This window comes from Fluviicola sp. (assembly GCF_030151805.1).
Taxonomy (GTDB): Bacteria; Bacteroidota; Bacteroidia; order Flavobacteriales_D; family Crocinitomicaceae; genus Fluviicola.
Genome location: NZ_JASLCN010000117.1, coordinates 1 through 8250 on the forward strand (window position 1 = coordinate 1; position 8250 = coordinate 8250).

The window sequence follows — 8250 nt, forward strand, 5'->3', positions numbered from 1 at the left end:
TTTTACCACATAGGGCACATAGAACACATAGCTATAGAGCGCTGAATGGGGGTTGAAAAGCTGGTTGGTTTAACCACGAAGGACACAAGGATTTTTTGGACGAGCTGGGAGGAATTTTACCACATAGGGCACATAGAACACATAGGAATTGAGGTGATAAACGGGATTTGATGGGCTGATTCTTTAAGAGTTTCTGATTATCATAAGAAAAGCAGAACAAAAATACCTTCGCAAGAAATAAACTCTAAATTTGTATCCTATTATCAGATTTCATGCTTCGTCCTTTTCGCGATGTTTTTAAGCTCATACTTTTCTGGATTGTCTGTTTTGACATTCATCGGATTTTGTTTTCTATTCACCATTTCGGGAAACTGAAGGAGGTTGGTCTGGGAGAGTGGCTATTGAGCTTTGTTTATTCTTTCCGACTGGATTTGGCAACTGCGGCGGGGCTTTCAGCGATTCCGTTTTTGTTTCGTCTGATTCAGCATTACAGTAACTGGAAATGGTGGGGCCGTCTTTTCAGAATTACATTGATTGCTTCGATTGTGTTTTTGGTGTTGGTTCAGGCCGGTGAAATTGTGGCTTACGGAGAGTGGAATCACAAGCTGACTTCGCGTGTTTTCATGCATTTGTCGCACCCGGATGAAGTGGCCCGGACGGCTAATTATTCGATGATTTTCTGGTATATTTTGTATGCGCTTGTTCAATTAACTCTTTACATTTTCCTTTCACGGAAATTCTTCAAAAAAGGGGCTTTGACTTTGGCTACAATCCGCCATGGATTTGAATGGATTGCTTTACCGATTACTTATGCCATTGTTTTGTTTTTGTTTTTCATTTCTTTGCGGGGCGGATTCCAACCGGTTCCACTGAATATCAACGCTTCCAGCTATTCCAACAAGGCAATTGCCAACGATATTTCGATCAATTCGCTTTATTTCTTCGGGAAAAGTTACCTGCTTTACAATCGTTCGGAAATTGATGCGTTCATTCCGAAAGTGGATAAAAAACTTGCCCGGAAAACAGTGGAAGAATGGTACAGTTATCCCAGGGAGCATTCGAATTATTTCCTGGAAAATAACCGCCCGAATGTAGTGTTTATTGTCCTGGAAGGCTGGTCTGCAGAGGCAATCGGAAGTTTGGGACCGAACAAAGGTGCTACTCCGCATTTCGACAAACTGGCTAAGAACGGAGTTCTTTTTACCAATATTTATGCAACCGGAACGACTTCTGAGATCGGGAATTCGAGTATTTTCAGCGGACATTACACGCTTCCGGAAGTTTCCATTTCGATGCAGCCGGAAAAATACCGCAAACTGCATTGCCTGAACGAGGATATGGAAGCCTGGGGCTATCACAGCTCGTATATTTTCAGCGGCGATTTAAAATACGGAAACATCGGCGGATATTTCATGGATCACGGATTTGACGTGGTGAAAGATGAAAATGATTTCCCTTCTGATCTTCCGCGCGGGAAACTCAACTTTTACGACCGCGATTTGTACAAGTTTCTCATCAAGGAAATCAATGATCACAAAAAGCCTTTCCTGCAATGTGCCTTTACGGGAAGTACGCACGCTCCGTATGACCAACCGCAGGGAAAAGGAAAACATTTTACGGGTGAAGAGGCTGATTTCATGAATTCTTTGGTTTACGCCGACGAATGTTTGGGTGAATTCATCAAAAACTGTAAAAAGCATTCCTGGTATAAGAACACGCTGTTTGTTTTTGTGGCTGATCACGGACATGCCGCTCCCGGAATGGTTGATCCCGGAAAAGGAAAGTTTTATCATGTTCCGTTGTTGTTTTACGGGGAACCAATCAAAAAATCTTACCGCGGGAAACGCGTGCATACGGTCGGATCGCAAGCTGATATTGCTGCAACGCTGATCTACCAGATGAAAGGTGAACCTGCACGTTATCCGTACAGCAAGGATCTGATGAACCCGAAAGTGCCTCAATTTGCTTTCCATGCCATTATCCGCGGATACGGCTGGGGAACGGACAAAGGAAATTTTACGTATTACATGGAACAGAAGATCGTAGGCGACAATACTTACTCGCCGAAGGACTTCAAACGCGAACAATTGAACTGTTCTTACTTCCTGAATACGCTTTACGAAGATTATAAAAAATTGTAAGTTCTTCTGATTTATTGAATTGTCGGGAAAAGAGCCGTACCTTTGTGCCGACGCTGAAGCTTTAGCACAAGCGTTGTGCCCTTATTGTCGTAAACATGTCGTCCAAATTGATCAATATCCGGAATTTAAATCTCGAAGAACTGAAAGCAGCTATCGTTGCATTCGGGGAACCTGCATTTCGCGCAAAGCAAGTGTATGACTGGATTTGGAAGAAGCAGGTTCATTCGTTTGAGGCCATGGGCAATATCGGGAAAAGTTTGCAGGAGAAGCTTCAGGAGGCTTTTTATTTCGACGGAATTACGGTGGAAGATCAGCAGATTTCCAGTGATAAAACGATTAAATGTGCTTTCGGAATCGAAGGACAAAGCCAGGTAATTGAGGGTGTTTTAATCCCGACGACTTCTCGGATGACGGCTTGTATTTCTTCGCAGGTCGGATGCAGTTTATCGTGTGCTTTCTGTGCCACCGGACGGCTTAAAATGATGCGCAATCTGAGCGCCGGAGAAATTGTGGACCAAGTGGTTTACCTCAAGAATTTAGCGACGGACAAATACAACACGAACCTTTCCAATGTTGTTTACATGGGAATGGGCGAACCGTTGCTGAATTACAAGAATGTGGTTCGCAGTACGGAAATCCTGACGGATGAAAATGGTTTGGGTATGTCTCCGAAACGCATCACGGTTTCCACTGCCGGAATTGCCAAAATGATCAAGAAACTCGGTGACGACCAGGTGAAATTCAACCTCGCGTTATCGCTGCACGCGGCAAACGATACGAAGCGTTCCAAAATCATGGATATCAACGATACCAACAATCTGGAAGCGCTTTCCGAGGCTTTGTTGTATTTCCACGAGAAAACAGGATCGCGCGTGACGTTCGAGTACATCATTTTTAAAGATTTTAACGACGGTTTGGAAGATGCCCGCGAACTGGCTGATTTCGCCAAAATTGTTCCCTGCAAGATCAATATCATTGAGTACAACCCGATTGACGACGGCGAATACCGCCAGGCTGATCGCCAGAAAGTAGATGATTTTGCACGTTTCTTAGAGGAAAAATGCAATCTGATTGTGAATGTGCGCAGAAGCCGCGGAAAAGACATTGATGCTGCTTGTGGTCAGTTGGCGAATAAGAACAAGATGATTGATAAAAGGGTTTTGAAAGCGTGATTGAATTCATTGCGAATTACGAATGCCGAATTACGAATTCCCTCCCTATAGCTATTGGAATACGAGTACCAAATTGTTTTTCTGTTTGATTTAAAAGTTTCAGTTATTTTTTTGAAGGGGAAAAAAGTCACACTGATCCTGCAGATTTCATAGATAGCAGATCTCTAATTCTTTACAAGCACATATTGAACTTCGTACAAATTCCCTCCCATATTTACATTTGCTGTCAATTTTGAGTACGTTTTTTGAACGCCAATTTGATAGGTTGAATTACAGAAAAAAGGTACCGGAAGCTGAATGTTTTTGCCTTTCAATTTGATGTTTAATTCTTCAAATTTCCATTTCCCGATGTACTCAGAATTAATTTCAAAAGAATGATTCGATTTAAACTCAATATGAATCGTATCACTTAACCTGGTTTTCGACAGTACTTTCCGTTTTGAATGATCAATCATTCGCGACTCCTGAAATGTAACAGAATACAACCTCCAGAAACCTACAATCTCTTTTTCAAGGCGATTTTTAAGTGATTTATACCGGGGGTTTCAATTTCTTTGTTTTGAGGTGTTTCTTTCTTCTGAGTGCATCCTGTCATGAGCAGGAAGAAGCTTAAAAGAATACCAGCGTTACTTTGTCGCATATTATACACTTATCTAACCTTGGATTACTCCCTTTTTTAACTCAATTATTCTATCACATAATGAAAATACTTCTTTCCAATTTTCATTTCTTTTTAATTCGTCAACCGACCTATCAATATCAGAGCTAAATAGTTTGACCGAAAGCTCTCTAAGCTCAAATGACAATTTAAATATCTCTTCATTTATTAGTCCGGACGTTAAAAGTACATTCAAGGTGTTTTCATGTAAAAAAGACCAGGAATATGAATCAAACTCTTCATAAACATCATATAAAATTTCGTCGTTATTCTTTTTGAATAAACTAGTTGAGCATAAACTTACAGTATAGTTAAAGTTATCATCTGCCCTATTTATTTCTATATCTTCCATTAATCCTAATCTACAAAAACACTTTATTTTGATTATCGTGATGATTGACAATACTACCACCTAGCCCTTAAGTACGGAATCTCTTGGAAAAAAGGGTTAGGAAAATGGAATCTTCATCCAGGAATATAAAATCACCATCGTATGAATTGGATTTAATTAATACATGTGAATTATAGACACTCTTTTCAAATTTAAAAAATCTTCCTTTTGGCGAAATTGATTCTTTAATGCTTTTTGGAAACCAAGTTCTTAGAGACTTCTTGGTTAAAAGAACATTATCAATTGCTGGTTCAGATTTTACTTGTTCAGTTAATTGTTTATACGATACAGAATCAAGCTTTATCACAGCAAAAATAACGTATGGATCTTCCGGATTATCATTTATTTTTTCAATCTTTCTCGATTCAGTAAATAAAACGTCAGTAATTTCAAATTTAACTCCTTTGATTTGTTTATTAACATATATCAGCTTTTTAAATTTCGACACATCCGAATAAACGTATTTGTTAGATTCGCTATTGCAACTTTGAAAAAAAGCTGCAACAAAAATTAAAGCACAATATCGAATACTCTTTTTCATCATTCAACTCTTTACAAATTAATAAATCCAATCCACATTTTATTTCGTCCATGCGGCAGTTCATTCAGGTGATGTTTGATAACACGTAGAACAAACTTACTGCATTTCGAGCATTCAAAATCATTTAAAACGAAACAAGTGAGGGATTAACCTCACTTGTTTTTCAATCTTATTATAAGATTCTATTTAAAAATCAGCTTCTTATACCTTTCCAATTACCAAAAGTGATGATTGATAACACTACCCACTACCCTACCCTATTACTTATAATTATGTTTTTCCCAATATTCGACATCATCTTGTTTGAATGCTTTTCTCCACTCTTTTTCACTATTGTAATTTTTTAAATGGAAAGCATCCTTTTGATTAATGTAATGTAATATCAAATTGCTTGCCCAATCAGTACTATCACCTTCTAGTAATTCGGCCCATTTTTTAGCCGATATTTTCCTGATTTTTTTTTCTTGTTCGTCAGTTAATTGCACTACTACTCTATATCCTATATTGGTTATAGGTGCACAGGTATCACATGACATTAAAACAATATTGTAATTTATTTCTTTATTTTGAATAAAATCTAACGATGAGTCCTTTACAGCTAATGGATTAGCATTTTTTGATGATTGTTTTATTTCAGTCTTATTCTCTAGATCTGTACAAGACGCACATAATAATATGGTCATTGATAAAAAAGTTATAACCCTCATAATATTAGTTTAATTTTTTTCTTGTTTTTTTTCATCTTTACCATCATTGTTGGGATCATATTTATAGTACTTTCCTGTCTTTGAATCTCTGGTTACCTGATGTTCTTTTCCAGTTTTCAAATCTTTAACTATTAGATATTGTTTATCCTTACTTGGTTTTGCCACATTTGAATCAAATTTAATCTCAGTGTCTTGAATTTTCTGAATATTGGCTTTATTATTCAAATAATTATTTCTGGCACGTTCTCCTTGAGCCTTATACTTTTCATAAAAAACATCTCCAGTACTTACGTATTTTCTTAAGTTGATAGAAGGGTCTTTGCGGTATGCTTCTATTAACTTATCAGCATTTTTATTACCATATTTATACCCAATAGCTGCAGCTACTTTAGCTTGATTTATCTGACCATCTAATTCAACTATTTCAAGTTCTTTTGCATATTCAGCAGGTGTAATCAGACCTCTTTCGACTTTTCTATCCAATTCCTGTATCCTTTCCAAATTTTTCCTGTTTGTTAACTCATGGGTTAACTCAATAATCATTCTTTTAACGTCTGTACTTGAATTCTTGTCCAAAACAATGTTTCCATTATCATTTATTGTATACGTTCCGGTACCGTATGATATTATATCTTGATAATTTTCTTCAGTAATACCATTTTCTTTAAGAAGACGCTTGAATACAGCACTTTCTTTTTTCCCAGTCTTGATAATATTAATGATTTCAGGCGGGCCTCCCGGAGCTAACCCCAATGGATCAGTATAGAATATCGGGTTATTATTGAATGCCGCATACGGACTCATCCATGGAAACTTACTCATCAACGGATCCAAACTCAACCATCTTCCCAATCTCGGGTCATATTGCCTGAATTCTGTCGTATACGAATTCCCATTTCCTTTGACCTCATTATCCAGCTCCATTCCGTTATACCCAAAGCGGTAATTCTGCTCGTTGGTATGTCTTCCCGGCATTTCCATCCCAAACGGATAGTAATCACTGTTCATAATCACCACCGCTTCGTAGGTTCCACTTGCATACATTTTCCGATACGGAATTACCGCATTTCGAGTATTCAGAATGATTTAAAATGAAACAAGTGAGGGGTTAACCTCACTCGTCTTTTCAATCTTACAACAATATTCTATTTAAAAATCAGCTTCTTATACGTTTCTAATTACCAAAAGTGATGATTGATAACACTACCCAACAAAATAGTCATTAGAATTGATTTCTTTTTTCCATGAGATCAAATTTCCGATTTCATACATGTCATTTACTATTTTTGAAATCAACTCATTATCAATACCTTTTATTTTATAAATATCAAATTTATTCTGATGGTGGATTAAACTTTTAGATATTAAAAAAAATAATTCCCACATCTGAAGTGAAAGTTTGCATCTCATAGTTTCATCGTCGATAGAATCAATCGAATTAATAAGTAGATAAATAAACTGATTATACAATCCTACATCAAATTTAGATTTCTCTCTAAGTTCATAGTAAAAAGTTCCTTCTTTTAACTGAACGTTTTCCATTATAATTTGACTTTCCATATCTTATTTAATCTCCAACTTTTTCTAATTCTTCATTATAAGTTCCCTCACGAGTTTCTTTACTCCCTAAATTTTCCACTGATGAAGCTTTTTTCCAGACTCCTCCATTGTGTCCATCTTGATCAGGGGTAATATAACTGCCTGTTTTTTTGTTATGATACATATTTTGACCATGCGATTTATAGTTCGTTTTCTTGTATCCATCAGGTAATGTAACAGATATTTTTTTAGCAAACTCTCCCCTTCCTTGTGTAAAAGTAACAATTGTTTCCTGCCTTAACACTTTTCCTTCATGAGCATCTTTAAATGATTTATCAGATCTTGCATAAGCTTCCTTTGCATATTGCCAATCACTAGCTCTAGCTTTTCCATTTTGAATCCGCCATCTCACCCCCGACATATAATCATCACTAAGAGTCGAAGGATTGTTGGTAAATATTTCAATTTGATCGGAGCTATTTTTAACAGTAACTTTTGCTGCCTTTAACCCTCTCAATACTTTCTTTGCTTGCTCTTCATCATCTTCAGTAGGAGATGTTTGAGTTTCATAATATTGAAGAGCGCCATAAGCTATTTTAAGCATATCCCTTTCAGACACCTCCAATAATTCCATAACAACGATAGCAGTTCCAACCACTGGTATTCTCCTCATTAATGCTTTAGTCGGACTTGGAGAAGGTTCAGGTTTTTTTTCATTAATTATATCCTGAGCTTCCTTAACTAATCTTTGCATTTGCTCATGATCAGCTTTAGTTATTTTAGTTGTTGTCCGAACTATCTTTGTTGCAGTAGGAGGATCTCCAGGCCCTCCTTTAGCAGCCAACCCTAGTGGATCAGTGTAGTAAACAGGATTATTATCAAACGCCACATACGGACTCATCCATGGGAATTCAGCCATCAGCGGATCCAAACTCAACCATCTTCCCAACCGCGGATCATACTGCCTGAACTCCGTCGTATACGAATTCCCATTTCCTTTCGCCTCGTTATCCAGCTCCATGCCATTGTAACCAAAACGATACGCTCCTTCGTTGGTATGTCTTCCCGGCATTTCCATCCCAAACGGATAGTAATCACTGT

Annotated in this window: 8 protein-coding genes; 2 read left to right on the top strand and 6 right to left on the bottom strand. The window is 37.5% G+C overall.

The genetic code is table 11. From position 1 onward, the window contains the following. Positions 1–272 precede the first annotated feature (272 nt). On the top strand, positions 273–2141 hold the full coding sequence (locus tag Q1V93_RS04480; protein WP_300662052.1) for an alkaline phosphatase family protein: 1869 nt from the start codon (positions 273–275) through the stop codon (positions 2139–2141). A 95-nt stretch (positions 2142–2236) separates the two neighbouring features. Then, positions 2237–3313 (top strand): 23S rRNA (adenine(2503)-C(2))-methyltransferase RlmN, encoded by a 1077-nt coding sequence (gene rlmN / locus Q1V93_RS04485; RefSeq protein ID WP_300662055.1) that lies wholly within the window; start codon positions 2237–2239, stop codon positions 3311–3313. A gap of 653 nt (positions 3314–3966) precedes the next feature. Here rlmN and Q1V93_RS04490 read toward each other — a convergent pair. From Q1V93_RS04490 to Q1V93_RS04515, 6 genes are all read right to left on the bottom strand, one after another. Further along, on the bottom strand, positions 3967–4323 hold the full coding sequence (locus tag Q1V93_RS04490) for a hypothetical protein (RefSeq protein WP_300662058.1): 357 nt from the start codon (positions 4321–4323) through the stop codon (positions 3967–3969). A 67-nt stretch (positions 4324–4390) separates the two neighbouring features. Continuing rightward, entirely contained in the window at positions 4391–4903 is a 513-nt protein-coding gene (locus Q1V93_RS04495; protein ID WP_300662061.1) for a hypothetical protein, read from the bottom strand. A gap of 260 nt (positions 4904–5163) precedes the next feature. After that, on the bottom strand, positions 5164–5586 hold the full coding sequence (locus Q1V93_RS04500; RefSeq protein ID WP_300662064.1) for a hypothetical protein: 423 nt from the start codon (positions 5584–5586) through the stop codon (positions 5164–5166). A 33-nt stretch (positions 5587–5619) separates the two neighbouring features. Continuing rightward, complete coding sequence (locus tag Q1V93_RS04505; protein WP_300662067.1) at positions 5620–6654, bottom strand: RHS repeat-associated core domain-containing protein; 1035 nt, start codon at positions 6652–6654, stop codon at positions 5620–5622. 159 nt (positions 6655–6813) lie between these two features. Next, positions 6814–7170, bottom strand: a complete 357-nt coding sequence (locus Q1V93_RS04510; RefSeq protein WP_300662070.1) for a hypothetical protein — start codon at positions 7168–7170, stop codon at positions 6814–6816. 7 nt (positions 7171–7177) lie between these two features. Next, positions 7178–8250 (bottom strand): toxin C-terminal domain-containing protein (locus Q1V93_RS04515; protein WP_300662073.1); only part of this gene is annotated, 1073 nt, incomplete at its 5' end.